Source organism: Inquilinus sp. 2KB_23, from assembly GCF_052115705.1.
In the GTDB taxonomy this organism is placed as follows: domain Bacteria; phylum Pseudomonadota; class Alphaproteobacteria; order DSM-16000; family Inquilinaceae; genus Inquilinus; species Inquilinus ginsengisoli_A.
The window spans coordinates 96,481-120,027 of sequence record NZ_JBFRHF010000026.1; the positions used below are offsets into that span (position 1 = coordinate 96,481).

Genomic DNA, 23,547 nt, shown 5'->3' on the forward strand with positions numbered 1-23,547 from the left:
GCTGCGCGGACGTTCGGCCGCGGCGACGCGGCGCTCCGTCCTGGTCCGGAGTCTTCTACCCCGCCGCGATGATGCTGCCTATGGGGCCTCTCGACCCACCGGCCCCCTGTTCGCAATGACGGATTGACGGGCTATGCCGCTTCCACCCGGTGGATCAGGTTCATGATGCCCTCGCTCATCGCCCGGTAGTCGCGGGTGTTGGTGATCTCGCCCTCGATGCGGTAGGCGTTCATCACCACGATGCGGTCGGCCAAAGTGATCATCTCCGGCATGTCGCTGGTGATCAGCAGGATCGCCGTGCCGGTCTCGGACAGCTCGCGCAGCAGCTGGTGCAGCTCGGCCTTGGTCTTGATGTCGATGCCGACCGACGGCTCGTCGACGATCAGCACCTTCACCCCCGCCGCCAGCCATTTGGCGACGCTGATCTTCTGCTGGTTGCCGCCGGAGAGGTTGCCGACCAGCTGGTTCAGCGACGGGGTGCGCACCGCCAGCCGGCGGATGAAGGGTTCGGTCTTGGCCCGCACCGTGCCGTCGGTCAGGAAGCCGAAGCGCGACGCCAACTGGCGCCACACGGTGATGCCGGCATTCTCCAGCACCGTGTGCATCAGCACGAGGCCTTCCTGCTTGCGGTCCTCGCTGACATAGCCGATGCCGAAGCGGTGGATGGCGTCGGCGACGTTGCCGGCCTTGGCGGGCTTGCCCTCGACCTCGACCGTGCCTGCGGTCACCGGGAACTGGCCCAGGATGCATTTCGCCAGCTCGGTCCGCCCGGCCCCGACCAGCCCGTAGAGGCCGACGATCTCGCCCTTGCGCACCGTCAGGTCCACCCCGCGATGGCCCAGCGCGGTCGCCACGCCCTGCAGCTTCAGCGCCGCCGGCGCCCGGTCATGGTCGCGGGCCGGCCAGTCGGCGATCAGCTCGCTGCGGCCGATCATCAGCCGCACCAGATCCTGCCGCCCCAGCCCGTCCATCGACTGGCTCTCGCAGGCGTTGCGACCGTCGCGCAGCACCGTCACCCGGTCGCAGATCGCCTGCACCTCCTCCAGCTTGTGGCTGACGAAGAGCATGCTGACGCCCTCGTCCCGCAGCCGGCGCAGCAGCGCGAACAGGATGTCGGTCTCGTGCGGGGTCAGGGCCGCGGTCGGCTCGTCCAGCAGCAGCACGCGGGATTTCAGCGACAGCGCCCGGGCGATCTCGACCAGCTGCATCTTGGCGACGCTGAGCTGCGACACCGGGGTGCGCGGGTCGATGTCGAGGTCGAGCAGCTTCAGCCAGTGGCTGGCCGCCGCGTTCAGCCTGGCATAGTCGATCCGGCGCAGCGGATGCGCGGCCAGCTGCTCCAGCGCGATGTTCTCGGCGACCGAGAAGCGCGGGATCAGATTGCGCTCCTGATGCACCACGCCGATGCGGTGGGCGGTGGCGTCGCGCGGGCCGCCGAGCTCCACCGGCTTGCCGTCCAGCAGCAGCTGCCCCTGGTCCGGCCGGTAGACGCCGGTGATGATCTTGATCAGCGTCGACTTGCCGGCGCCGTTCTCGCCCAGCAGGGCGTGGATCGACCCCTGCTGCAGGGTCAGCGACACCTCCTGCAGCGCCTTCACGCCGGGGAAGAACTTGCTGACGCCGCGCGCCTCGAACACGGTGGCCGCCATGGTCAGATCCTCACCGCCGATTTGCTCATCTTGAGCTCGCGCAGGCGGTTGACGCCGACGGCCCACAGGATCAGGCCGCCGAGCACGACCTGCACCAGGAACGGGTCGATGTTGAACAGCACCAGGGCCTGGGTGATGATCGCGACGATGACGACGCCCAGCAGCGTTGCCGACACGCTGACATGGCCGCCCGACAGCACCGCCCCGCCGATCACCGGCGCGGCGAAGGACAGGATCAGCCAGTCGTCGCCGATGGTCGGCTGGCCGATCTGCAGCCGCCCCACCAGCAGGATCCCGGCCAGCGCGGCGAGGAGGCCGGAGATGGCGTGGGCGCAGACCACGACGAAGCCGACCGAGATGCCCGACAGCTCCGCCGCATGCGCATTGCCCCCGACCGCCAGGATCGAGCGGCCGAGCGCCTGCCGGTTCAGCATCGCCCACAGCCCGACGGCGACCAGCGCGGTGGGCAGCACCAGCCAGGGCAGCGGGTCGATGAAGTTGGTGTTGCCGAACGCCTTCACCGCGTCCGGGATGTCGTAGAAGGGCTGGGCCTGGGTGATGCCGAGATTGATGCCCTTGAACATCGACAGGCTGGCCAGGGTGATGACGAAGGCGCTGATGCCGGTCCAGGCGATGAAGATGCCGTTGACCATGCCCGCGGCCACGCCGATCAGCAGCGCCAGCACCGCCGCCACCGGCGCCGGCAGGCCCCACACCTGCATCATCCCGGCGAAGCTGATCGCCGCCAGGCCGCCGATGGCGCCGACCGACAGGTTCATCTGGCCGACCGCGATGATGATCATCTGCGAAAAGGCGATCAGCGCGTTGACCGATATCGCCAGCAGCAGCACCTGGATGTTGAGCGGCGACAGGAAGGACGGGTTGAAGGCGCCGACGATGACGATCGCCAGCACCGTGACCAGCAGCGGGCCGAACCAGTCGGTCCGGGCATAGCGGGCGAGCGGGCCCATCGCATCCTTCCCCATCACACCATCCTCCGGCGGGCCAGCACCGACCGGCGCGCCATATCCATCAGCACCGCCAGCAGCAGCAGCAGGCCGAGGAAGGACTGGACCCAGAATTCACCGATCTGCAGCAGCAGCAGGCCGCTGGTCAGCAGCGTCACCAGGAAGGCGCCGAGGAAGGTGCCCACCACCGACACCCGGCCGCCGGACAGCAGCGTGCCGCCCAGCACCGGGCCGAGGAAGGCCGGCAGCAGCCAGTCCTGCCCCAGCTGCCCGGCCATCGACGGGATGGCGGCGCCGTTGCGTGCCACCAGCATCAGCGCGGCGACACCGGCCAGGATTCCGGACAGCATGTGGCACAGGATGAAGATGCGGCCGACGCGGATGCCCGACATCTCCGCCGCCTCCGGCCGGGCGCCGGCGGCCAGCATCTCGCGGCCGGTCACGGTGAAGCGGTACAAGACCACCAGCAGCAGGGCCACGACCACCGCCACCAGCAGCAGCGGCGACACCACGCCGCCGAACAGCTTCAGCCGGCCGAAGGCGGCGAAGGCCGGCGGCAGCTCGCGGTAGGATTCCGCCCGGGTCAGGAAGATCATCAGCCCGAAGAAGATGCTCATGCTGGCCAGGGTGATGATGAAGCTGTGCAGCCCGGACCGCACCACGGTCCAGCCGTTGATCAGGCCCAGCACGGCGCCCAGCGCCAGCCCGCCGACGATCGCCAGCGGCCAGGGCACGCCGGCATCCTGGATCAGCCAGCCGCTGGTCATGGCGGCGCAGACGCCGATGGCGCCGACCGCCAGGTTCAGCCCGCCGGTGACGATCACCACCATCATGGCCAGGCCGATCATGACGTTGATCGCCGAGGTGCGGCCGAGCGCGAACAGGTTGAACGGCGACAGGAAGCCCGGGGTCAGCAGGCCGAAGGCGGCGACGAACACCGCGATCAGCACGATCAGGCCGAATTCGTTGGTCAGGTAGAAGCGGGGCCGGCCCGTCGGCTCACGCGGGGTCGCCTGCGGGGACCCCAGCTCGGCCGGGGACGGGGTCGCGGCGCGGTCTTCGACATGCATCAGTCGGACTCTGGACGGAAAAGCGGTCGGCGGCGGCGCTCGCCACCCTGGCGGGACCCGGCCGGGCAACCCTGCCCGGCCGGACGAGACCCCGCTAGGCCGGGCAGTCGAGATAGGTCTTGGCGAAGTCGGCGAGCAGCGCCTTGGTGATATCCTGCATCGCGGTCACGTAGGTGTCGACCTTGTCGGCCGCAACGAAGACCGTGCCCGAATCGATGAAGTGGTTGGTCAGCGCGTTGGTCTTCCACGGCGCGTCGGCCTTGACCTTGCAGCCGTTGCGCAGCCGGTCGACGACGTAGGAGCCGATATAGGCCTGGCCGTACGGGTTCTGCAGCATGGTGCCGTGCAGGAAGCCGTCCTTGATCGCCTTCAGCACCACCTCGTCATGGTCGATCGCGACCATCTGGATGCGCTTGTCGCCGATCCGGCGCAGCGCGTTGGCGGCGACCACCGACGGCACCCAGGCGGTGCTGATGATGCCGTCGATGTCGCCGGCATGGGCGGCGAGGTAGGCGTTGATCTTCTCTTCCGCCGGCTCCGGCGCGTCGATGTCGGCGATCACCTGCACGACCTGGGCGCCGTCTTCCTTCGCCGCCTTCTCGACCGCGTCGATGCGGAGCTGGGTGTTGGGGTCGACCAGGAAGCCGGTGACATGAAGAATGCGCTTCTTGCCGGCCATCGCCTTCAAGAGCTCCTTGGTGCCGAGATAGGCGGAGTTGCCGACATCGGTGCCGAGGCAGAACTGCGCTTCCGACGGGTCCTTCAGGCAGCCGGCGGTGGCGATGATGGGCGCGCCGCTGTCGGCCAGCTCGGCCACGGTGCTGACGCTGCCGACGGGGTCGCCGGGGAACAGGAGGAAGGCGTTGTAGCCCTGGGTCACCAGGCTTTCCAGCAGCTGGTTCTGGGTGCTCAGCTCCCACTTCTGCGGGACCTTGTAGTCCGCGGCGCCGAGCTTGAAGTCGCGGGCGGCGTCCTTGCCGGCCTGTTCCCAGGCCGAGAAATACGGATGCGGGCCGCCGGGCACCAGGGCGACCTTGGTATCGTCGGCTGCAGCGGTGCCGGCCCCGGCCAGCAGCGCCAGCGCGGCCAGAACGGCCTTCCGGACATGACGGGACATACCCATTCCTCCCTTGTTTCTTGTCGAGTGCCGCGCGGCGATCGGCGCCCTTGCGCGACGCCCCGAGACGCTAGTATCCAAGTGTGCAAGGCGCAATCGAATTGTGGCCCCTGCGACCAAACAAGTCGGACAATTGGCTCGCAGGGCCGGCGCCGCATGGGGAGGACCAGATGCCGCACGTCGCGCCGTCCGACGCGCTGCCCATCGCTGCCGCGGCCGACTCCGTGGAGGAGCGTGCCGGCGGGCTGCCGGACATCCGTTTCCAGCTCGACCGCCGCCTGCCGGTGGCCGACCAGGTCTACGGCGCGCTGCGGCACGCCATCGTCGGCGTCCATCTGCTGCCCGGCACCCCGATCAGCGAGAACAGCATCAGCCGGCAGTTCGGCGTGTCGCGCACGCCGATCCGCGCCGCGATCCAGCGGCTGGCGGAGGAGGGGCTGATCGACGTCTACCCGCAGCAGGGCAGCTTCGTCGCCCCGATCCGGCTCAGCGGCATCGGCGACGCGCATTTCGTGCGCCGGGCGCTGGAGGTGGCGGTGCTGCACGAGACGGTGAAGATCTGGACCCCGGCGATGAGCGCCGCGGCCCGGGCCGTGCCGGCGCGGCAGCGGGCGCTGCTCGATGCCGGGGACACGGACGGCTTCCACGCCGCCGATGCGGAGTTCCACCACCTGCTGATGAGCTTCGCCAACCGCGAGGGGGTGTGGACCACGATCCAGGCCGCCTGGACCCGGCTGGCCCGCTTCATGCGGCTGTTCGGCAGCCCGGAGCGGCTGCCGCTGGTGATCGAGGAGCACATCGCGATCATCGATGCGCTGGATGCCGGCGACGTGGCGGCGGCGGAGGCGCGGCTGGTCTATCATATCGACCGCACCTTCGTGCTGCTGGACCAGTTGCCCGACCGCTATCGCCGCTACGTCTCGGACTGAGCCGCCCCGACCCCAGGACCGCAATCCTCCGATCTGCCTTGCGGGCGTCGCAATTCGTCCCTTTACTCCGCGGCAACCGCAACTCCTCCAGGAGATCGAGTCATGACCCGCTTCCGCCGCAGCGCCCTTGCCTTCGCCCTGCTCGCCGCCGTCGCCGTGCCGGGTGCGATCGCCGCTCCGGCATCGGCCGTGGCCGCCGAAGCACCGGCCACCCGCGTCGCGACCCTGTCGATGAGCGGCCAGGGCAGCGCCAGCGCCGCCCCGGACCAGGCCACGGTGACCAGCGGCGTCGCCAGCGAGGGCAAGACCGCCCGCGAGGCGCTGGATGCCAACAGCAAGGCGATGTCCGCGCTGATCGACGCCTTCAAGAAGGCCGGGATCCAGTCGGCCGACCTCCAGACCAGCGGCTTCTCGGTGCAGCCGCGCTACGCCCAGCCGAAGGAAGGGTCGAGCGAGGCGCCGCACATCGACGGCTACCAGGTGAACAACCAGGTGACGGTGCGGGTGCGCGACCTGACCAAGCTGGGCGCCCTGCTGGACACTGCGGTCTCGACCGGGTCGAACCAGATCAACGGCGTCGGCTTCGACCTGGCCGACCCGGCGCCCGTGCTGGACAAGGCGCGCGAGGCCGCGGTGGCCGACGCCCGGCGCAAGGCGGAGCTGACCGCCAAGGCGGCGGGGGTGAAGCTGGGCCGCATCCTGACCATCGCCGAGCCCGGAGCCGATACCGGCCCGCGCCCGATGATGGCCGCCTACGCCATGGACAAGCGGGGCGGCGCCCCGATCGAGGCCGGCGAGACCGAATTCCAGGCCCAGGTGGTGGTGACGTGGGAGATCGGGGAGTAACGAACCGAAGGCAGGCCGCGGCGCCCGCGCTGCGGCCGCCCTTTCACTGCGTCTGGATGATGTGGATGGCCTCGTACACCCGGCGGACCTGGTCGGCATAGGACCGGCCGGCCGCCAGGTTGTCGGGGCCGGCATTGTAGGCGGCGACGGCGGCCCAGATGTCGCTGCCGCCGGTGGCCACGCGCATCTCGCGCAGGATCTCGCCGCCGACCAAGAGGCAGACGCAGCGGTCGGCCAGCAGTTGCTCACGCGTGACGCCGAGCGCGGCCAGGCGGGGATAGTGCACCGAGTTGATCTGCATCATGCAGACATCCTCGCTGCCGTTGCTGTTGGCGCCGTTCACCGCCTCCTGCCGCCACTTGGTCTCGACATAGGACATCGCCAGGATCAGCTCGGTCTCGACCCCGGCCAGCCGGGCGGCGCGGGCCATGCAGTCGCCGGCCGAGGCCGCCACGGGCTGCAGCGCCACGGCCAGCGCCAGCACCGCCGGCAGCCGCCGGATCCTGCGATGCCGTCCGGCGATCATCGCGCGCCTTCTGCCATGACGGATCCCGGATCCCCTGCCCCGAAAAGGAGCGAAAGCCTACACCCTGCGGCGCGTCGATCAACCCTGCCGCCGGCCCCGTTCGCAGCTTTGGCTTGATCGCGCCGTGGACCGGGACGAGAGAATGCGGGGGAACCGGGACATCCCGCCCAGGACGACAGACGCATGGACCGCACCGTGGCGCCACCCGCTTCCCCGACCAACGACCGCCGCCGTTGGATCGAACGGGGTCTTGAGCATCTCGCCTGGCTGCTCCTGCTGGTTGCGCTGGCGGTGTTCTCGGCTTCCATCCCGGGCTTCTCCAGGGCCGACACCCTGATCGGCATCCTCGACCAGTCGGCCGCCACCGGCATCCTCGCCGCCGGGCTGGCGCTGGTGATCATCGCCGGGCAGATCGACCTGTCCGGCGAATCGGTGGCGGGGCTGGCGGCGATGGCCGCGGCGATGGCGTTCGGCACCGGCGGGGTCGGCATGGGCTGGACGATCGACCCGGCCTGGCTGGCGGTGCCGGCCACCCTGGCTGGCGCGATCCTGATCGGCGCGCTGGCCGGCCTGGTCAACGGGGTGCTGGTGGTGCAGGCCCGGATCAACCCCTTCATCGTCACCCTGGGCGCCTACATGGTCCTGCGCGGCGTCACGCTGTGGATCTCGGGCGGCCATCGCGCCGCCGGTCTGCCGGCCGAGATCCTGGCCGTCGCCACCGGCCGGGCGCTGGGTCTCCCGATCCCGGCCTGGATCCTGGGGGCTGTCTTCCTGGCCTTCGGCGCCGTCCTGCGCTGGACGAACTTCGGCCGGGGTCTCATGCAGGTCGGCGGCGACCCCCAGGCCGCGGCCCATGCCGGCGTCCGGGCCGGACAGCTGGTGGTGGTCGCCTTCGCCCTCGCCGGCGGCCTCGCCGCCCTGGCCGGCTGGCTGCTGCTCGCCCGCGCCACCATGGCCACCGCTTATCTCGGCTTCGGCCTGCTGCTCCCGGCCTTCGCCGCGGTGGCGATCGGCGGGGTCAGCCTGAAGGGCGGCACCGGCCGCCTGTCCGGCGTCTTCGCCGGGGTGCTGCTACTGGGCGCGATCGACACCGCGATCCGGCTGACCGGCCTGCCTGCGGAGACCGCCCAGGTCGCCCAGGCCGCGCTGGTGCTGGCGGCGGTGCTGCTGGAGCCGCTGAAGACGAAGGCCCGGGAACGCCTGAGGTAGCGTCGGACCTACGCAGCCCCCTCCAGCGCCGCCAGGAAGCGGCGGCGCCAATGGCCGATGTCGTTGGCGCGCAGCACCCGCATCATCGAGGCGTGGCGGTCGCGCCGCTCCTCGACCGGCATGGTCAGGGCCCGCTCCAGCGCCTCGGCCACCCGCTCGACGTCGAACGGGTTGACGATCAGGGCGGCGTCCAACTCCTCCGCCGCGCCGGCGAATTCCGACAGCACCAGCACGCCCGGATCCTCCGGGTCCTGCGCCGCGACATACTCCTTGGCCACCAGGTTCATGCCGTCACGCATCGGCGTCACCAGCCCGACCCGGGCGGAGCGGTAGAAGCCCAGCAGGGTCTTGCGCGGCACGCTCTTGTTCAGATAGCGCAGCGGCACCCAGTCGATGTCGGCGAATTCGCCGTTGATCGACCCGGCCAGGCTTTCCAGCTGGTGGCGGATCTCCTGGTAGTCGGCGACCTCGCCGCGGGTCGGCGGCGCGATCTGCATGAAGCTGACCCGGCCGCGCCGGTCCGGCCACCGCTCCAAGAGCGTGCGGAACGCCTCGAAACGCCGCGGCAGGCCCTTGGAATAGTCCAGCCGGTCGACGCCGATGATCAGGTCGCGCCCGACCAGGCTGTCGCGCAGCCGGTGCGCCGACCGCATGTTCCAGGCGCCCGGGGCGTCGGCCGCGATCTCCTCGGTCTCGATCGAGATCGGGAAGGATTCGACCACGATGCGGCGGCCGGCGATCTCGATCCGCCCGTCCGGGGTCTCGCGCCAGCCGCGATGCCACGCCGCCAGCAGCGCGTCGCGGTCGCGCGTGGTGTGCAGCCCGACCACGTCGTAGGCGGCGAGGTCCTGCAGCAGCACCTCATGGGTCGGCAGGGTGCGCAGCACCTCGGGCGTCGGGAAGGGGGTGTGCAGGAAGAAGCCGATCGGCGCCGTCACGCCGCGGTCGCGCAGCAGGCGGCCGAGCGGGATCAGCTGGTAGTCATGCACCCAGATCCGGTCGCCCGGGCGCAGCAGCGGCAGCAACGCGTCGGCGAACTGGGCGTTGACCCGGCGGTAGCCATCCTCCGCCGCCCGGCTGTAATGGGCCAGCTGGATGCGGTAGTGGAAGATCGGCCACAGCGTCGAATTGGCATGGCCGTTGTAGTAGAGGTCGAAATCGGCCTGGGCGAGGTCGAGCATGGCGTAGGTCAGCGACCCCGCGCGCTTCAGCTTCGGCGCCCCGCCCGGCGCGTCCAGCAGCTTGCCGCTCCAGCCCAGCCAGACGCCGCCGGCCTCCTTCAGCGCGGCGAGCACGGCAACGGCCAGGCCGCCCTGCGGCGCCGTGCCCTCCTCCACCGGGGCGATGCGGTTCGACACGACGATCAGGCGACCCATTCCGACTTTTCTTTCTCAACGGGCAACGGCCGCGATCCAGGCGCGCGCGGCCGCCGGATCAGTCAAACGGTGAGTCGCGATGGTCGGTTCCCTGTCGCCGACCTGGATCGCCGCGCCGCCATGGCGCAGGGCCGCGGCGAAGGCATCCTCGTCGGTGACGTCGTCGCCCAGCGCCAGCGGCCGGCGCCCGGCGAAGGGCGACACGGCCAGGAAGCGGTCCAGCGCCGCGCCCTTGTCGACGCCCGCGGGCTTCAGCTCGACCACCATCTTGCCGGCCATGGCGTGCCATCCCGGCGCCTCGGCCATCAGGCCCTCGGCGAAGGCGATGACATCGGGGCCCAGGGCCGGCGCCAGGCGGTAGTGGATCGCGACCGCCGCGCCCTTGGGTTCGACCCGCAGGCCGGGGTCGCGGCCGGTGTAGCCGCGCAGCGCCGCCTCCAGCCGTTCGAGCACCAGCCGGTCGACGGCGACACGGTCGACCGGCCCGGCCGGGGTCGCCCGCCATTCCAGCCCGTGCTGCCCGGCGGCGGGCAGGCGCAGCGGCGCGAACAGCCGGTCGAGATCGGCGATCGCGCGGCCGGAGACCAGGGCCAGGGCGCCGCCGACCCGGGCGGAGAGCCGGCCCAGCACGGCGACCAGATCCGGCGGCACCACCACGTCTTCGGGCCGTTCGGCCAAGTCGATCAGGCTGCCATCGACATCGAGGAACAATGCCGATTCAGAAATACCTTCGGCGAAAGCGGTCGTGTCGATGGTCTGCGGCGCCATGCGCGGTCAAATCTCCATGTCAAATTTCCGTAAAGATTGTCCATCCGAAACGAATTCAGACAAGACGACAGGCGCACCGCCGCCGTGTCTGGACGGCAACCGATGCGCCTGTCTTCTGTTTTAGGGATGATTGGCGATCGTTTCAAGGGAAGCGGCTGAAATTCCGCCCGGCCCGGGTGCAGCCGTAGGGCTGCTTCAGTCGTCGTAGCCGATGCGGGCCCGGACGAAATCGCCTGTGATCGACACCAGCGGCCGGCCGCCGGCGCTGGTGGGAATCTCGCTGTCGACCATCGCGACCTTGGCGTCGACCGAGTAGCCGACCGGGGTGCCGCGGCGGAAGCCGAGGTCGATGTCGGCGGCCTTGGCCTCGATGCGGATGGCTTGGCCCGGATCCGGGCTGGTGTTGTGGATGGTCGCCTTCAGCGCCTTGGCCGAGACGTCGAGCGCCCAGACCCGGCCGGTCAGCGACAGCTCCGCCGCCTGGGCGGTGACCGCGACCGCGCCGAAGCGGCCGCTCAGCGTGGCGGACACCGCCGCCGGCCGCAGCACGAGGTCGGCGCCGGGCCGCAGGTTCACCGCCAGCGTCGGCCGGCAGTCGCGCGGCCAGAACGAGGCCTGCCGGATGTCGACCGTCAGCCGGCGCCCCTCGACCCGCATGGTCGCGGCGCAGCCCTCGGCCTGGTCGAGCGTCGCCACCAGCGACCGCCCGGCATCGGTGCTGGCGGCGACGGCCACGCCGCCGCCGGTCACCTCCACCGCGTCGACCTGGGTCAGGTCGACCGGCGCGAACCGCTCCGCATCGGCCGGCTCGGCGGGGAAGCCGAGGCCCGCCAGGAAGGCCAGTGTCGTGAATGCTCCCATCACAATCCCTCCTGCAATCGGCCGGCCGTGTCGGCCCGGCTCCAGTTCAGCGATACAGCGGGCGGCCGTTGGCGACGGCGAGCCAGCCGCGGATGATGCGGTAGACGGTCCAGACCCATAGGATGGCGAGCAGCGGCCAGCCGATCACGACCCAGACCAGGGCCCAGAACAGGAGGCCTAGCAGCAGCGTCGCCCAGAAGGTGCGGATCGCCCAGGTGAAGTGGTCCCAGCCCACGGTGCCGCGGGCGTCGCTGCGGGCGAGATAGGCGATGACCACGCCGATCAGCATCGGCAGGCCGGTGAACAGCGACAGGGCGTAGATGGCGTAGACCACGTGGCCGACCGTGCCGAGGCTGCCGCGCGAGCCGCGCGGCGAGACGATGTCGTAGTCCGGTCGGTAAGAGGCGGCCATTGCTGGCTCCTTTCTTCGGGTTGCGATCTACCGGACTCAGCGGCCTTCGAGGTCGCGGAAGTCCCGGTTGAGCTTGAATTCGGCGGAGGTGACGTAGCGTTCCATCCCGGCCATGCGCTGCTCCAGCTCGCGGAAGTTGTGGCGGATGGCGGAGAAGGTATCGGCCGGCTGGACCGAGACCGAGCGCCAGAACACCTCCTCGTCCCGGTTGCGATACAGCAGGGTCGGCCGGCGCTTCAGGAACACCGCGGCCGCCAGATAGGCGATCACGATGTGCGGGAAGAAGATGAACGCCAGGACCACGGTGCCGAAGCGGACCTTGCCGGGCGAGACCCCGAAATAGGCGGCGAGGCCGGCGCAGACGCCGAGGAACACTCCGTTCTCCGGATCGCGGTAGAGGCGATGCGGGTTCGGCGATTCGGTGAAGCGTCCGGTCATGGTCCCGGCCTCCGCCACTGCGGTGCCTCGGCGTCGAGGATCTTCTCGAGCGTCTGGATCCTGAGCTCCATCCGCTTGGCGCTTTCCCACAGGTCGACCAGCATGCGCTCATCCTCGCGCGACAGCGTCCGGGACGATCGCCAGCGGGTGACGTAGTGCAGCACCAGCCAGATCGGCGCCACGATCACCAGGAAGATGATGACCGGGACGAAGACGATAGCGTGAAACATAGTCTTCCTTGCGTCTGCGGCCCGGCGGCAGGCGCCGGGCCGGTTTGACGAAACCGATCAGCCGCCGGTGCGGCCGAGCCGCGCCTTGATCGCCTGCAGCTCCTTCTCGACGCCGCTCTCGGCCTCGAGCTCGGCGAACTCGTCCGACAGGGTCTTGCGCCGGCCGAGATCGAAGGATTCGACCTGGCCCTCGACGGTGTCGATCTTGCGCTCGATCTGCTCGTAGCGGGACAGCGCCTCGTCGATCCGGCCGTCATGCAGCTGGGTGCGGATGCGGACCTGGTCGCGCGCCGCCTCATGCCGGATGGCGAAGGATTTCTGCTTGTTCTTGGCCTCGGTCAGCTTGGCCTCGAGCCGGCCGAGATCCTCGTTGGTCTTGGCCAGGGCGGTCTCGATCGCCTCCAGCTCGCCGCGCAGGATCTCGACCGTGGTCGCGGCCTGGGCCTTGGCCACCAGCGCGCCCTTGGCCAGGTCCTCGCGGCCCTTCTCGACCGCCAGTTCGGCCTTGCGCTGCCATTCGGCCTGCCCGGCCTCCAGCTGGTCGACCCGGCGCAGGATCTCCTTCTTGTCGGCGATCGAGCGGGCGGCGGCGGACCGCACCTCGACCAGCGTGTCCTCCATCTCCTGCACGATCAGCCGGACGATCTTCTCGGGATCCTCGGCGCGGTCGAGCATGGAATTGATGTTGGAGTTGATGATGTCGCCAAGGCGGGAAAAGATACCCATCATTCGGTCCTCTATATGGTCGCTTGCAGGCGGGGCGTCACAGGAACAGCCAGCCGATCAGGGCGCCGGCGCCGAAGAACACCCAGTTCTCGGCCGGCCGGCTGCGGATCCAGGCGAACAGGCGCTCGGCGGTGCGCTGCCAGTCGCTGGTCCGGCCGCCCCCGAACGGGCCGGCCGAGCGCCGGCCAAAGCGGTCGAAGGCGCCGGTCGGGTCGGGTCGGTGGCTCATCTCGTCTTCCTCCTGCCCGAGGGATTCGGGGGTCGCTTCCCTGGTTTGCAAACGGCGTGCCAAGTCCGATTTCCGCAGAATTCTGCGGTTTGGCTCAAACAGCCCCTTGCCTGATCGGCGAAAATTCCCGAATCTCCGGCGAAATTCACCGAAGCGGTGCCCGATGACCAACGCGCTGCCGCAGATGATGGGCGAGGCCCCGGCCTTCGCCGACCTGCTCGACCAGGTCTCGGCCGCGGCGCCCTTGGACCGGCCGGTGCTGGTGATCGGCGAGCGCGGCACCGGCAAGGAGCTGATCGCCGCCCGGCTGCACTACCTGTCGCCGCGCTGGGACCGGCCCTTCGTCAAGCTGGACTGCGCCGCGCTGTCGCCCGAGCTGCTGGAGAGCGAGCTGTTCGGCCATGAGGCCGGCGCGTTCACCGGCGCGGTGCGCCGCCATGCCGGCCGGTTCGAGCGCGCCGACGGCGGCACCCTGTTCCTGGACGAGCTGGCCAATGCCGGGATGCGGGTGCAGGAGAAGCTGCTGCGGGTGATCGAATACGGCGAGATCGAACGGGTGGGCGGCACCCAGGCCATGACCGTCGATGTCCGGGTCGTCGCCGCCACCAATGTCGACCTGCCGACCGAGGTCGAGGCCGGGCGCTTCCGCGGCGACCTGTTGGACCGGCTGGCCTTCGACGTGCTGACGGTGCCGCCGCTGCGCGCCCGGCCCGAGGACATCCCGCTGCTGGCCGGGCATTTCGCCCAGGCCATGGCGCACACCCTCGACCGCCCGGGCTTTCCCGGCTTCGCGCCGGAGGCGATGGCGGCGCTACAGGGCCATGGCTGGCCCGGCAACATCCGCGAGCTGAAGAACGCGATCGAGCGCGCGGTCTATCGCAGCCCGCCGGACCGGCCGGTGGAGGAGATCGTGCTCGACCCCTTCGCCTCGCCCTGGCGGCCGCAGGCGAAGGCGGCGGCGCGGTCAGATGCCGAGCCCGCGCCCGCCGACACCGCGCCGGCCCTGCCCTATGATTTCCGGGCCGGGATCGCGGCGGTCGAGAAGAGCTGGCTGGAGGCGGCGCTGGCCGCCCAGAGTGGGCACCAGGGCCGCGCCGCGACGGCGCTGGGCCTCGGCTACGACCAGCTGCGCCACCTGCTGCGCAAGCACGGCATCGCCACACGGCAAACACCGCCGTCCGATTGAGAGAAAAGAGCGATTTATGGGAGAGGGGGTTTGGATGCTCACCACTTTCCATTGTCATGCCACGGCTTGACCGTGGCATCCAGGGGCGGCCAGAACGGCTCTTCGTGGCCCCTGGATTGCCCGGTCAAGCCGGGCAATGACATTAAAAGTTGAAATCCGAACCTCAATCGACGACCCGAAAAGCTCGACCGGACAGCGATGCGCGACAGGGGGACCATCGGGTGACCACGACCAAGACAGTGCTGATCACCGGCTGCAGCTCGGGCTTCGGCTTCGCCTTCGCCCGGCGGTTCGCCGAGGCCGGCTGGTCGGTGTGGGCGACGCTGCGCGGCCCGCTGGACCGGCCCGAGGCGGCGGCGCTGGCCGCCATCCCGGGCGTGACCGTGCTGGCGCTCGACGTCACCGTCGCCGCCGAACGGGCCGCGGTGGTCGCCGCCATCGGGCCCGGCGGCCTGGACTGCCTGATCAACAATGCCGGCTATGGCCTGACCGGCCCGGTCGAGGCGCTGGAGGACGACCAGATCCGCCGCCAGATCGCCGCCAACCTGGAAGGCCCGATCCTGCTGACCCGCGACCTGCTGCCGGCGCTGCGCCGGCGTCGCGGGCGGGTGATCAACATCTCGTCGCTGCTCGGCTTCGTCGGCACGCCCTTCATGGCGCTGTACTGCGCCACCAAGCATGGCATGTCCGGCTTCAGCGAGGCGCTGCGCTTCGAGCTGGCGCCGCATGGCGTGCAGGTCTGCGCGGTCGAGCCCGGGCGGCACGACACCGGCTTCAACCGGCGGCTGGACCATCCGGTGCTGACGCCGGACCTGCCCTATCACAGCCTGTTCGGCCGGGCGCTGGCCCATCGGGAGTCGCGGGGCGCCGTGGCGCCGGACCGGGCGGCCGCGGTGAGCGACCGGGCGGCACGGCGCCTGCTGCGCCTGGCCGAGGCCCGGCGGATGCCGGCCAAGCTGCGCCTGGGGCGCGACGCCACGGTGCTGTTCTGGGCCCGGCGGCTGCTGCCCGAAGGGCTGTTCGACCGGCTGATGATCTACGCGACCGGCCGCGGAGCAGCCTGAGAGACCGTTTGTAAACGTGCCCGCGCGGCCGTCTGATGGCGGTTTCTGCGCTTCCGGTGCTCACGGACGACCATGTCCGCTGCGCGCCGGTTCTCGAAACCACCACCAGCCGACTCACGCCAACCCGTTTCCAAACAGTCTCTGGAGACAGCAGGCCCGGTCAGTAGTTCCACAAGGCCGGCACCCAGCGATAGCCGTTGCCGACCGCGGCCACCCGGCAGATCGACGGGAACGGCAGGTGCGTGCCCAGGAGCGGCTCGCCGCTCGCCGCCAGGTCCCGCAGCAGACGGGTCCGGACGCGGACCGCCTCCTCGGGGTCGTGCTCGAAGCCGTTGTGCCACTCCTGATGCTCGAAGCTGTGCGGCAGCACAGCGTCGCCGACGAAGGTCAGGCGGTCGCCGCCGGATGCCAGGCGGACCACGCTGTGCCCGGGGGTGTGGCCGCCGGTGCGGGTAACGACCACGCCCGGCGCCACTTCGGCATCCGTCTCGAAGGTCTGCAGCTTGCTGCCGTACTGGGCCAGGAACCGCTTGGCCGCCGACCGGATCATGTCCGTCATCGCCCCCGGCATGGCGGTGCGGGAGAAATCGGGCGCCTGCCAGAATTCGGCCTCGGCGGCCGACGCGTGGATCCGCACATCCGGACGCAGCTGGTCCTGCACCCCGTCCACCAGCAGCCCGCCGACATGGTCGAAATGCATGTGGGTCAGCACCACGTCGGTCACATCGGCAAGGTCGATGCCGGCGGCCTCCAGCCGCGAGGACCACCGCCCGGTCTTCGGGAAGCTCGGGGCCTCCAGCCCCAGCCCGGAATCGATCAGGATGGTCCGGTCGCCGCTGCGGACCACGACCTCGTTCAGCGCCCAGTCCATCACCTCCGGCTGCAGCCGCTCGTGCAGCCAGGCCGACCGGACGGCCGGGTCGGCGTTGGTCGCCATCGCCTCGGCCGATATCGATATGATCCCGTCGCTGACCACCATGACGTCGATCTCGCCGACCCGCAGCGCGTAGCGCGACGGAACCAGCTCGTCGGACCCCGGTCCGCCGGAGTGCGAGGTGTTGTCCTGGCCCATGTTCGTCTCCTGTTGGCCGCCTTACCCACGGCAGGGAGACGCTACGGCGGGGCGTGTTCGCGATCGATTGGGTCGAGGGAGAGGCCGGACCATACCGGGGAATAGGTCCTGTCATTCGGAGGGGCAGGCCGGCGAAGGCGGCGCGGCCGCATCGAAATCCCCTCGCCTCAACTGTAAAATCCAGGCAATTCCCATGGCTAGATCGGCCCGTGGCCGGACCCATCACGTGGATTTCATCCCGCACTGCGAGATGGCGATTGCGCCGCGTGCCCCGACTCAGGCAGGGTTTCGAAAATCCTTAAAATCCTTGCGAATGAAACGTTTCTCGGGAGGCACCATGAAGCGATATGCTGTTGCCGCGGGCCTGCTGGCCGCCGGCCTCGCCCTGCCCGCCGCGGCCCAGGTCTCGGGCAACGTCGTCAAGATCGGCGTGCTGAACGACCAGTCCGGCGTCTATGCCGATTACGGCGGCAAATGGTCGGTCGAGGCCGCCAAGATGGCGGTCGAGGATTTCGGCGGCAAGGTGCTGGGCGCCCCGATCGAGATCGTGTCCGCCGACCACCAGAACAAGCCGGACATCGGGTCGAACATCGCCCGGCAATGGTTCGACGTCGACGGCGTCGACATGATCAGCGAACTCACCACCTCCTCGGTCGCGCTTGCGGTGCAGGCGCTGGCGGCGGAGAAGCACAAGATCACCATCACCTCCGGCGCGGTGACCGCCGACCTCACCGGCAAGGCCTGCTCGCCCACCGGCTTCCACTGGGCCTTCGACACCCATGCGCTGGCGGTCGGCACCGGCGGCGCGCTGGTGGACCAGGGCGGCGACACCTGGTTCTTCCTGACCGCCGACTACGCCTTCGGCTATTCGCTGGAGGACCAGACCACCAAATTCGTGACCTCCAAGGGCGGCAAGGTGCTGGGCAGCGTGCGGCACCCGCTGAACACCACCGACTTCTCGTCCTTCCTGCTGCAGGCCCAGGCCTCCGGCGCCAAGGTGGTCGGCCTGGCCAATGCCGGCCTCGACACCGCCAACGCGATCAAGCAGGCGGCGGAGTTCGGCATCGTCGCCGGCGGCCAGAAGCTGGCCGGCCTCTTGTTCACCCTGGCCGAGGTCCATGGCCTGGGGCTGCAAGCGGCGCAGGGGCTGGTGCTGACCGAAGATTTCTACTGGGACCGCAACGACGAGAGCCGGGCCTTCGCCCAGCGCTTTTTCGCCCGCACCCAGCGCATGCCGAATTCGGTCCAGGCCTCGGAATACTCCTCGGTGCTGCAATATCTGAAGGCGGTGCAGGCCGCCGGCACCGATGACGGCGACAAGGTCGCCGCCAAGCTGAAGGAGCTGCCGGTCGACGACGTCTTCGCCCATGGCGGCAAGGTCCAGGCGGACGGCCGCATGGTGCACGACATGTACCTGTTCCAGGTCAAGGCGCCGGGCGACAGCACCAAGCCCTGGGACTACTACAAGCAGCTGGCCACCATCCCCGGCGACCAGGCCTTCCTGTCGGCGGAGACCAGCGGCTGCCCGGCGACGGCGAAGAAATAGCAGGCGGATGACCGAAGCGATCCTGGTGGCGGAGGGCCTGACCAAGGCCTTCCGCGGCTTCGTCGCGGTGAAGGGCGTGAACCTCGCCGTGCGCGAGGGCACCATCCACGCCCTGATCGGCCCGAACGGCGCCGGCAAGACCACCGTGTTCAACCTGCTGACCAAGTTCCACCAGCCCACCGCCGGCCGCATCGCCTTCCGCGGCGAGGACATCACCCGGCTGAAGCCGGCCGAGGTGGCACGGCGCGGGCTGGTGCGGTCGTTCCAGATCTCGGCGGTGTTCCCGCATCTGACGGTGCTGGAGAACGTCCGGGTGGCGCTGCAGCGGCCGGAGGGGCTGGCGCGCCAGTTCTGGCGCTCCGCCGGCGTGCTGCGCCGGCTGGACCAGCGGGCGCTGGCGCTGATCGAGGCGGTCAATCTCGGCGACTTCGTGCGGACCACCGCGGTCGACCTGTCCTATGGCCGCAAGCGGGCGCTGGAGATCGCCACCACCCTGGCGCTCGACCCGCCGATGCTGCTGCTGGACGAGCCGATGGCCGGGATGGGGCATGAGGAGATCGGCCGCATCGCCGAGCTGATCGCCAAGGTCGGCGCCGACCGCACCGTGCTGATGGTCGAGCACAACCTGTCCGTCGTCGCCGACCTGTGCGACCGGGTCACGGTGCTGCAGCGCGGCGAGATCCTGGCCGAAGGCAGCTACGCCGAGGTCTCGGCCGATCCCCGGGTGCGCGAGGCCTATATGGGGTCGGAGCATGTCTGAGCCCCTGCTCCACGTGCGCGGGCTGCAGGGCTTCTACGGCGAAAGCCATGTGCTGCACGGCGTCGACATCGACGTGTTCCCGGGCGAGACCGTGACCCTCTTGGGCCGCAACGGCGCCGGCAAGACCACCACGCTGCGCGCCATCATGGGCATATTGCGCCGGCGCCAGGGCACCATCCGGATGGGCGGGACCGACCTGCTGGCGACGCCGCCGCACCGCGTCGCCCGCGCCGGCATCGGCTATGTGCCGGAGGAGCGGGGCATCTTCGCCTCGCTGTCGGTGGCCGAGAACCTGACGCTGCCGCCCAAAGTGGCCGAGGGCGGCATGAGCGTGGCCGAGATCCACCGCCTGTTCCCCAACCTGGCTGAGCGGGCGGGCAGCCAGGGCACCAAGCTGTCGGGCGGCGAGCAGCAGATGCTGGCGATCGCCCGGGTGCTGCGCACCGGGGTCAAGCTGCTGCTGCTGGACGAGCCGACCGAGGGGCTGGCGCCGGTGATCGTGCAGCGCATCGGCGAGCTGCTGCGGGCGCTGAAGGCGCAAGGCATGACCATCCTGCTGGTCGAGCAGAACTTCCGCTTCGCCAGCGCCATCGCCGACCGCCACTACGTGATGGAGGACGGCCGCGTCGTCGCCGAGATCCGGCGCGAGGAGATGGCCGACAAGATGGACCTGCTGCATGAGACGCTGGGAGTCTGAGATGGAGTGCATCCCATGATCCCGCTGCTCGGCATCCCGGTGCAGGTGCTGTTCGGCCAGCTGCTGCTGGGGCTGATCAACGGGTCGTTCTACGCCCTGCTCAGCCTCGGCCTCGCCGTCATCTTCGGGCTGCTCAACGTCATCAACTTCGCCCATGGCGTGCAGTACATGCTGGGCGCCTTCGCCGCCTGGATGCTGCTGAACTTCCTCGGCATCGGCTACTGGCCGGCGCTGGTGCTGGCGCCGCTGATCGTCGCCCTGTTCGGCATCGTGCTGGAGAGGCTGTTCCTGGCCCGGCTGTACCGGTTGGACCCGCTGTACGGCCTGCTGCTGACCTTCGGCGTGGCGCTGATCCTGGAGGGGGTGTTCCGCAGCCTGTACGGCACCTCGGGCCAGCCCTACGCCCCGCCGGCGGCGCTGACCGGGGCGGTCAATCTCGGCTTCATGGTGCTGCCGATCTACCGCGGCTGGGTGATCCTGGCCTCGGCGGTGATCTGCTTCGCCACCTGGTTCGTGATCGAGAAGACGCCGCTGGGCGCCACGCTGCGCGCCGCGACCGAGAACCCGGTGCTGGTCCAGGCCTTCGGCATCAACGTGCCGCGCATGGTGACCCTGACCTATGCCTTCGGGGTCGGCCTGGCCGGGCTGGCGGGGGTGCTGGCCGCCCCGGTCTACCAGGTCAGCCCGCTGATGGGGTCGAACCTGATCATCGTCGTCTTCGCCGTGGTGGTGATCGGCGGCATGGGGTCGATCATGGGCGCCATCGTCACCGGCTTCGCGCTCGGCATCCTCGAGGGGCTGACCAAGGTGTTCTACCCGCCGGCCTCGAACATCGTGGTCTTCGTCATCATGGCCGTGGTGCTGCTGATCCGCCCCGCCGGCCTGTTCGGGCGGGAGCGCTGAGATGGAACGCGGCACGAAGACCGCCGCGGCGCTGGCGGTCCTGATCGTGGTGCTGGGCGCGCCCCACCTGCTGTACCCCGTCTTCCTGATGAAGCTCTTGTGCTTCGCCCTGTTCGCCTGCGCCTTCAACCTCCTGATCGGCTATGTCGGCCTGCTGTCCTTCGGCCATGCCGCCTTCTTCGGCGGCGCCGCCTATGTCACCGCCCATGCCGCCAAGGTGTGGGGCTGGCCGCCGGAGCTGGCGATCCTGGCCGGCACCGCCGCGGCGGCCGTGCTGGGGCTGGTGATCGGCTTCCTCGCCATCCGCCGCCAGGGCATCTATTTCGCGATGATCACCCTGGCGCTGTCGCAGATGGTGTTCTTCGTCGCGCTGCAGGCCCCCTTCACCGGCGGCGAGGACGGCATCCAGTCGGTGCCGCAGGGCCGCATGTTCGGGCTGTTCGACCTGTCCGACACCCTGACCTTCTACCATGTCGTGCTGGCGATCTTCGGCCTCGGCTTCTTCATCATCTGGCGCATCGTGCATTCGCCCTTCGGCCAGATCCTGAAGGCGATCCGCGAGAACGAGCCCCGCGCCATCTCGCTGGGCTACCGGGTCGACGCCTACAAGCTGACCGCCTTCGTGATGTCGGCGGCGCTGGCCGGGCTGGCCGGCGGCACCAAGGCGCTGGTGTTCCAGCTGGCCTCGCTGACCGACATCCAGTGGCAGATGTCGGGCGAGGTGATCCTGATGACGCTGCTGGGCGGCATCGGCACGCTGGTCGGCCCGGTGGTCGGCGCCGGGCTGGTGGCGGCGCTGGAGAACTACCTGGCGGAATCCGCCCTGCCGGTCACGGTGGTCACCGGCGCGATCTTCGTCGTGGTGGTGCTGCTGTTCCGCCGCGGCATCGTCGGCGAGGTCATCCACTGGATGAAGCGCAAGGGATAGGGGTCCTATTGCCCTGAGAGCAATGTTCCGATTCCGCCGGCCCCGGCATCGGACCATCTTGCCGGCATCATGCTGGACCTGACCGTCGCCACCATCCTGGTCGCCTTTGCCGGCGTCTTCCTGATCTCCCTGCTGCGCGGCGCGTTCGGCGGCGGCTTCGCCATCATCGGCATCCCGCTGCTGTCGCTGGTGATGGACCCGGTGACGGCCGGCGGCCTGCTGGCGCCCCTGTTCGTCGCCACCGACCTGGTCGCGCTGCGCTACTGGAAGCCCTCGACCTGGTCGCGGCCGGACCTGGTGCTGCTGCTGCCCGGGCTGGTGGTCGGCGTCGGGCTGGGCACCCTGCTGTTCACCATGCTCGACCACCGCGCCATCGCCATCGTGATGGCGGCGATCACCCTGGCCTTCGTCGGGCTGTGGTTCGCCAAGGGCGCGACCGTCACGATCCGCCCGCGGTCGACGCCCAAGGCGATCGCGGCCGGTTTCACCTCGGGCATGACCACCATGGTGGCGCATTCCGGCGGGCCGCCGCTGGCGATGTACCTGCTGCCGCTGGGCCTCAGCAAGGCCCTCTATGCCGGCACCACCAGCCTGTTCTTCACCGTCGGCAACGCGCTCAAGGCGGTGCCGTGGCTGCTGCTGTCGCAGCCGACCGCCGGGGTCTGGACCCTGATGGCGCTGTGCCTGCCCGCGATCCCCGCCGGCGTCTGGCTGGGCTGGCGGCTGCACGGCAGGCTGGACCAGCGCCAGACCTACCGCGCCTGCTACGGGCTGCTGGTGGTGACGGCGCTGAAGCTGCTGTGGGACGGCGTCTCCGGCTACCTCGCGTGAGCCGCGTCACCACCTCAGCCCCCACCCCTCACGCCGCCGGCTGATAGCCGTATGCTGCGCCCGCGCGCACCACGCGACCGATGCCCGGCCAGCCGAGATGCGCGCCGGCGATCCAAATCCCCGCCTCGGCCGCGTCGGCGAAGACCTTCAGGCGGGTGGCGCGCGCGGTCGGCTGGTCGTCGTCATAGCCCCAGCTGAACGCGGGGTTGCCGAACTGCAAGGCCGGCACATGAACGACGTCCCCGAAGAACAGGAAACGGTCCTCGCCCGTATCGAACGCATAGCCGGAGTGGCCGGGGGCATGGCCGGGCAGGGCGACCGCCCTCAGCCGCTCGGCCACCAGCTCGCCATGCCGGACGGGCTTCAGCAGGGGCCCGAACTGCGCAAGGGGCGCGTAAGCGAAAAAGCCCTCCACGGCCGCCTCGGGGATGACGATCGCCGTCAGGTTCGGAAACAGCACCCGGCCGTCCGGGGTCAGCAGCCCGTGCACGTGATCCTGATGGGTGTGGGTGAGCGCCAGGACCGCGATCGAAGCCGGGTCGATCCCGGCTTCCGCCATGGTCCGCTCTAGACGGCCCACGGTCGGGGCCCAGCCCCCTCCCCCGCTGTCGATCAGGACGCCGTCGACGCCCGGGCCTGCGAGCGCGAAGCAATTGACCGACAGGCGAAGCGGCGCCCCGGCCGGCACAGCCTGCGGCACCGGGTTGTCCTGCGGGTCGCGCAGAAGGTCCGCCGGCATCTCGAGGGTGCCGTCCGAGAGCGACCAGACGCGCCACGCTGCGGACGTGATGCCGAGGACGGTGCTGCTGCGGGATGTCACGATCATGAGGTCCCCTGTCGCAAAGGCACATGGAGGATCGGCGGTCGTTCTTGGAACGACGGCGACGGTACACGAATTGGGACGACGGAGCCCCTCCCCCGGTCACCACCTCGACCCCGACCCGACCCAGTCCAGGCTGGTATTGTAGGTGCCGTGGCGGCGCTGGCCTTCGAGGGCGTAGCGCAGGGCGTCGATGGCGTGGTTCTCGCGGTCCTCCAGCTCGGGCAGGATCTCGCCGCTGCGCGGGTCGGTGCGCCAGCTGTAGAGCGCCAGCTCGTCGACCAGGTGGCGGCACCGGGGATGCACCACGATGTCGTGGCTCAGCAGGAACTCGACGCCCTCCTTGACCGACCCCGGCCCCTTGGCCGCCGCCCGCAGCCGCGGGA

At 70.0% G+C, this 23,547-nt stretch carries 27 protein-coding genes; 11 read left to right on the forward strand and 16 right to left on the reverse strand.

Features of this window, described 5'->3' with window-relative positions; genetic code table 11:
• Nucleotides 1-131: 131 nt before the first annotated feature.
• The 4 genes from AB4112_RS27875 to AB4112_RS27890 form a co-directional block, all read right to left on the reverse strand.
• A complete protein-coding gene (locus AB4112_RS27875) occupies nt 132-1,649 on the reverse strand; it encodes a sugar ABC transporter ATP-binding protein (protein WP_309801527.1) in 1,518 nt (505 codons plus the stop codon).
• Between the two features lie 2 nt (nt 1,650-1,651).
• Complete coding sequence (locus AB4112_RS27880; RefSeq protein ID WP_309801526.1) at nt 1,652-2,635, reverse strand: ABC transporter permease; 984 nt, start codon at nt 2,633-2,635, stop codon at nt 1,652-1,654.
• Nucleotides 2,635-3,687: an ABC transporter permease gene (locus AB4112_RS27885; protein ID WP_441724300.1), complete on the reverse strand. Its 1,053-nt coding sequence runs from the start codon at nt 3,685-3,687 to the stop codon at nt 2,635-2,637. The genes AB4112_RS27880 and AB4112_RS27885 overlap by 1 nt, the downstream gene beginning before the upstream one ends.
• A gap of 94 nt (nt 3,688-3,781) precedes the next feature.
• Nucleotides 3,782-4,804: a sugar ABC transporter substrate-binding protein gene (locus tag AB4112_RS27890; RefSeq protein WP_309801524.1), complete on the reverse strand. Its 1,023-nt coding sequence runs from the start codon at nt 4,802-4,804 to the stop codon at nt 3,782-3,784.
• A 170-nt stretch (nt 4,805-4,974) separates the two neighbouring features.
• Between AB4112_RS27890 and AB4112_RS27895 the strand changes: the two genes are divergently transcribed.
• Both AB4112_RS27895 and AB4112_RS27900 read left to right on the forward strand, forming a co-directional pair.
• Complete coding sequence (locus AB4112_RS27895; protein ID WP_309801522.1) at nt 4,975-5,733, forward strand: GntR family transcriptional regulator; 759 nt, start codon at nt 4,975-4,977, stop codon at nt 5,731-5,733.
• A gap of 102 nt (nt 5,734-5,835) precedes the next feature.
• Nucleotides 5,836-6,579, forward strand: a complete 744-nt coding sequence (locus tag AB4112_RS27900; protein ID WP_309801521.1) for an SIMPL domain-containing protein — start codon at nt 5,836-5,838, stop codon at nt 6,577-6,579.
• Nucleotides 6,580-6,622: 43 nt separating this feature from the next.
• Here AB4112_RS27900 and AB4112_RS27905 read toward each other — a convergent pair whose 3' ends face one another.
• Nucleotides 6,623-7,105, reverse strand: coding sequence for a lytic transglycosylase domain-containing protein (locus AB4112_RS27905; RefSeq protein WP_441724303.1), 483 nt, complete (start codon nt 7,103-7,105; stop codon nt 6,623-6,625).
• A 183-nt stretch (nt 7,106-7,288) separates the two neighbouring features.
• Here AB4112_RS27905 and AB4112_RS27910 point away from each other — a divergent pair, with 183 nt between their 5' ends.
• Entirely contained in the window at nt 7,289-8,314 is a 1,026-nt protein-coding gene (locus AB4112_RS27910; RefSeq protein ID WP_441724305.1) for an ABC transporter permease, read from the forward strand.
• An 8-nt stretch (nt 8,315-8,322) separates the two neighbouring features.
• On the opposite strand, the gene AB4112_RS27915 is transcribed toward AB4112_RS27910, so the two are convergent.
• The 8 genes from AB4112_RS27915 to AB4112_RS27950 form a co-directional block, all read right to left on the reverse strand.
• Nucleotides 8,323-9,690, reverse strand: coding sequence for an alpha,alpha-trehalose-phosphate synthase (UDP-forming) (locus tag AB4112_RS27915; RefSeq protein WP_441724307.1), 1,368 nt, complete (start codon nt 9,688-9,690; stop codon nt 8,323-8,325).
• Nucleotides 9,691-9,705: 15 nt separating this feature from the next.
• Complete coding sequence (gene otsB / locus AB4112_RS27920; RefSeq protein WP_441724309.1) at nt 9,706-10,458, reverse strand: trehalose-phosphatase; 753 nt, start codon at nt 10,456-10,458, stop codon at nt 9,706-9,708.
• A 195-nt stretch (nt 10,459-10,653) separates the two neighbouring features.
• The gene (locus tag AB4112_RS27925) at nt 10,654-11,319 is read right to left on the reverse strand and encodes a hypothetical protein (protein WP_441724311.1); all 666 of its coding nucleotides are present in this window, start codon (nt 11,317-11,319) and stop codon (nt 10,654-10,656) included.
• A gap of 46 nt (nt 11,320-11,365) precedes the next feature.
• On the reverse strand, nt 11,366-11,731 hold the full coding sequence (locus AB4112_RS27930; RefSeq protein ID WP_441724313.1) for a DUF4870 family protein: 366 nt from the start codon (nt 11,729-11,731) through the stop codon (nt 11,366-11,368).
• Between the two features lie 36 nt (nt 11,732-11,767).
• Nucleotides 11,768-12,169 (reverse strand): envelope stress response membrane protein PspC, encoded by a 402-nt coding sequence (gene pspC, locus AB4112_RS27935; RefSeq protein ID WP_441724315.1) that lies wholly within the window; start codon nt 12,167-12,169, stop codon nt 11,768-11,770.
• Nucleotides 12,166-12,399 carry an envelope stress response membrane protein PspB gene (gene pspB, locus AB4112_RS27940; protein ID WP_309801512.1) on the reverse strand — a complete coding sequence of 78 codons (234 nt, stop codon included), beginning with the start codon at nt 12,397-12,399 and terminating at the stop codon, nt 12,166-12,168. The genes pspC and pspB overlap by 4 nt, the downstream gene beginning before the upstream one ends.
• Nucleotides 12,400-12,456: 57 nt before the next feature.
• On the reverse strand, nt 12,457-13,125 hold the full coding sequence (gene pspA / locus AB4112_RS27945; protein ID WP_441724317.1) for a phage shock protein PspA: 669 nt from the start codon (nt 13,123-13,125) through the stop codon (nt 12,457-12,459).
• A 37-nt stretch (nt 13,126-13,162) separates the two neighbouring features.
• Nucleotides 13,163-13,354: a hypothetical protein gene (locus AB4112_RS27950; RefSeq protein ID WP_441724319.1), complete on the reverse strand. Its 192-nt coding sequence runs from the start codon at nt 13,352-13,354 to the stop codon at nt 13,163-13,165.
• Nucleotides 13,355-13,517: 163 nt separating this feature from the next.
• Between AB4112_RS27950 and pspF the strand changes: the two genes are divergently transcribed.
• Entirely contained in the window at nt 13,518-14,540 is a 1,023-nt protein-coding gene (gene pspF, locus AB4112_RS27955) for a phage shock protein operon transcriptional activator (protein WP_441724321.1), read from the forward strand.
• A gap of 221 nt (nt 14,541-14,761) precedes the next feature.
• A complete protein-coding gene (locus AB4112_RS27960) occupies nt 14,762-15,604 on the forward strand; it encodes an SDR family NAD(P)-dependent oxidoreductase (protein ID WP_441724323.1) in 843 nt (280 codons plus the stop codon).
• 160 nt (nt 15,605-15,764) lie between these two features.
• Here AB4112_RS27960 and AB4112_RS27965 read toward each other — a convergent pair whose 3' ends face one another.
• Nucleotides 15,765-16,676 (reverse strand): MBL fold metallo-hydrolase, encoded by a 912-nt coding sequence (locus AB4112_RS27965; protein ID WP_441724325.1) that lies wholly within the window; start codon nt 16,674-16,676, stop codon nt 15,765-15,767.
• Between the two features lie 337 nt (nt 16,677-17,013).
• Between AB4112_RS27965 and AB4112_RS27970 the strand changes: the two genes are divergently transcribed.
• The 6 genes from AB4112_RS27970 to AB4112_RS27995 all read left to right on the forward strand — a co-directional run bounded on the left by AB4112_RS27970 (nt 17,014) and on the right by AB4112_RS27995 (nt 22,341).
• Entirely contained in the window at nt 17,014-18,222 is a 1,209-nt protein-coding gene (locus tag AB4112_RS27970; RefSeq protein ID WP_441724327.1) for an ABC transporter substrate-binding protein, read from the forward strand.
• Nucleotides 18,223-18,229: 7 nt separating this feature from the next.
• Nucleotides 18,230-18,982 carry an ABC transporter ATP-binding protein gene (locus AB4112_RS27975; protein ID WP_441724329.1) on the forward strand — a complete coding sequence of 251 codons (753 nt, stop codon included), beginning with the start codon at nt 18,230-18,232 and terminating at the stop codon, nt 18,980-18,982.
• Nucleotides 18,975-19,679 (forward strand): ABC transporter ATP-binding protein, encoded by a 705-nt coding sequence (locus AB4112_RS27980; RefSeq protein WP_309801503.1) that lies wholly within the window; start codon nt 18,975-18,977, stop codon nt 19,677-19,679. The genes AB4112_RS27975 and AB4112_RS27980 overlap by 8 nt, the downstream gene beginning before the upstream one ends.
• Nucleotides 19,680-19,694: 15 nt before the next feature.
• Nucleotides 19,695-20,582, forward strand: coding sequence for a branched-chain amino acid ABC transporter permease (locus AB4112_RS27985; RefSeq protein WP_309801502.1), 888 nt, complete (start codon nt 19,695-19,697; stop codon nt 20,580-20,582).
• Between the two features lies 1 nt (nt 20,583).
• Nucleotides 20,584-21,510, forward strand: a complete 927-nt coding sequence (locus AB4112_RS27990) for a branched-chain amino acid ABC transporter permease (RefSeq protein ID WP_309801501.1) — start codon at nt 20,584-20,586, stop codon at nt 21,508-21,510.
• Nucleotides 21,511-21,579: 69 nt separating this feature from the next.
• Nucleotides 21,580-22,341 carry a sulfite exporter TauE/SafE family protein gene (locus AB4112_RS27995; protein WP_441724332.1) on the forward strand — a complete coding sequence of 254 codons (762 nt, stop codon included), beginning with the start codon at nt 21,580-21,582 and terminating at the stop codon, nt 22,339-22,341.
• 28 nt (nt 22,342-22,369) lie between these two features.
• Here AB4112_RS27995 and AB4112_RS28000 read toward each other — a convergent pair whose 3' ends face one another.
• A complete protein-coding gene (locus tag AB4112_RS28000) occupies nt 22,370-23,167 on the reverse strand; it encodes an MBL fold metallo-hydrolase (RefSeq protein ID WP_441724334.1) in 798 nt (265 codons plus the stop codon).
• 96 nt (nt 23,168-23,263) lie between these two features.
• Nucleotides 23,264-23,547 (reverse strand): terminase large subunit (locus AB4112_RS28005; RefSeq protein WP_441724336.1); only part of this gene is annotated, 284 nt, incomplete at its 5' end.

Excerpts from the sequence above, each read along its gene's own strand:
- pspB (WP_309801512.1), bottom strand. The coding sequence starts at position 12,399 with ATGTTTCACGCTATCGTCTTCGTCCCGGTCATCATCTTCCTGGTGATC.
- AB4112_RS27905 (WP_441724303.1), bottom strand. The coding sequence starts at position 7,105 with ATGATCGCCGGACGGCATCGCAGGATCCGGCGGCTGCCGGCGGTGCTG.
- AB4112_RS27990 (WP_309801501.1), top strand. The coding sequence starts at position 20,584 with ATGGAACGCGGCACGAAGACCGCCGCGGCGCTGGCGGTCCTGATCGTG.
- pspF (WP_441724321.1), top strand. The coding sequence starts at position 13,518 with ATGACCAACGCGCTGCCGCAGATGATGGGCGAGGCCCCGGCCTTCGCC.
- AB4112_RS27975 (WP_441724329.1), top strand. The coding sequence starts at position 18,230 with ATGACCGAAGCGATCCTGGTGGCGGAGGGCCTGACCAAGGCCTTCCGC.
- AB4112_RS27985 (WP_309801502.1), top strand. The coding sequence starts at position 19,695 with ATGATCCCGCTGCTCGGCATCCCGGTGCAGGTGCTGTTCGGCCAGCTG.
- AB4112_RS27915 (WP_441724307.1), bottom strand. The coding sequence starts at position 9,690 with ATGGGTCGCCTGATCGTCGTGTCGAACCGCATCGCCCCGGTGGAGGAG.
- AB4112_RS28000 (WP_441724334.1), bottom strand. The coding sequence starts at position 23,167 with ATGATCGTGACATCCCGCAGCAGCACCGTCCTCGGCATCACGTCCGCA.
- pspA (WP_441724317.1), bottom strand. The coding sequence starts at position 13,125 with ATGGGTATCTTTTCCCGCCTTGGCGACATCATCAACTCCAACATCAAT.
- AB4112_RS27875 (WP_309801527.1), bottom strand. The coding sequence starts at position 1,649 with ATGGCGGCCACCGTGTTCGAGGCGCGCGGCGTCAGCAAGTTCTTCCCC.
- AB4112_RS27995 (WP_441724332.1), top strand. The coding sequence starts at position 21,580 with ATGCTGGACCTGACCGTCGCCACCATCCTGGTCGCCTTTGCCGGCGTC.
- AB4112_RS27890 (WP_309801524.1), bottom strand. The coding sequence starts at position 4,804 with ATGTCCCGTCATGTCCGGAAGGCCGTTCTGGCCGCGCTGGCGCTGCTG.
- AB4112_RS27950 (WP_441724319.1), bottom strand. The coding sequence starts at position 13,354 with ATGAGCCACCGACCCGACCCGACCGGCGCCTTCGACCGCTTTGGCCGG.
- AB4112_RS27970 (WP_441724327.1), top strand. The coding sequence starts at position 17,014 with ATGAAGCGATATGCTGTTGCCGCGGGCCTGCTGGCCGCCGGCCTCGCC.
- AB4112_RS27895 (WP_309801522.1), top strand. The coding sequence starts at position 4,975 with ATGCCGCACGTCGCGCCGTCCGACGCGCTGCCCATCGCTGCCGCGGCC.
- AB4112_RS27910 (WP_441724305.1), top strand. The coding sequence starts at position 7,289 with ATGGACCGCACCGTGGCGCCACCCGCTTCCCCGACCAACGACCGCCGC.
- AB4112_RS27900 (WP_309801521.1), top strand. The coding sequence starts at position 5,836 with ATGACCCGCTTCCGCCGCAGCGCCCTTGCCTTCGCCCTGCTCGCCGCC.
- AB4112_RS27930 (WP_441724313.1), bottom strand. The coding sequence starts at position 11,731 with ATGGCCGCCTCTTACCGACCGGACTACGACATCGTCTCGCCGCGCGGC.
- AB4112_RS27925 (WP_441724311.1), bottom strand. The coding sequence starts at position 11,319 with ATGGGAGCATTCACGACACTGGCCTTCCTGGCGGGCCTCGGCTTCCCC.
- AB4112_RS27965 (WP_441724325.1), bottom strand. The coding sequence starts at position 16,676 with ATGGGCCAGGACAACACCTCGCACTCCGGCGGACCGGGGTCCGACGAG.
- pspC (WP_441724315.1), bottom strand. The coding sequence starts at position 12,169 with ATGACCGGACGCTTCACCGAATCGCCGAACCCGCATCGCCTCTACCGC.
- otsB (WP_441724309.1), bottom strand. The coding sequence starts at position 10,458 with ATGGCGCCGCAGACCATCGACACGACCGCTTTCGCCGAAGGTATTTCT.
- AB4112_RS27880 (WP_309801526.1), bottom strand. The coding sequence starts at position 2,635 with ATGGGGAAGGATGCGATGGGCCCGCTCGCCCGCTATGCCCGGACCGAC.
- AB4112_RS27980 (WP_309801503.1), top strand. The coding sequence starts at position 18,975 with ATGTCTGAGCCCCTGCTCCACGTGCGCGGGCTGCAGGGCTTCTACGGC.
- AB4112_RS27885 (WP_441724300.1), bottom strand. The coding sequence starts at position 3,687 with ATGCATGTCGAAGACCGCGCCGCGACCCCGTCCCCGGCCGAGCTGGGG.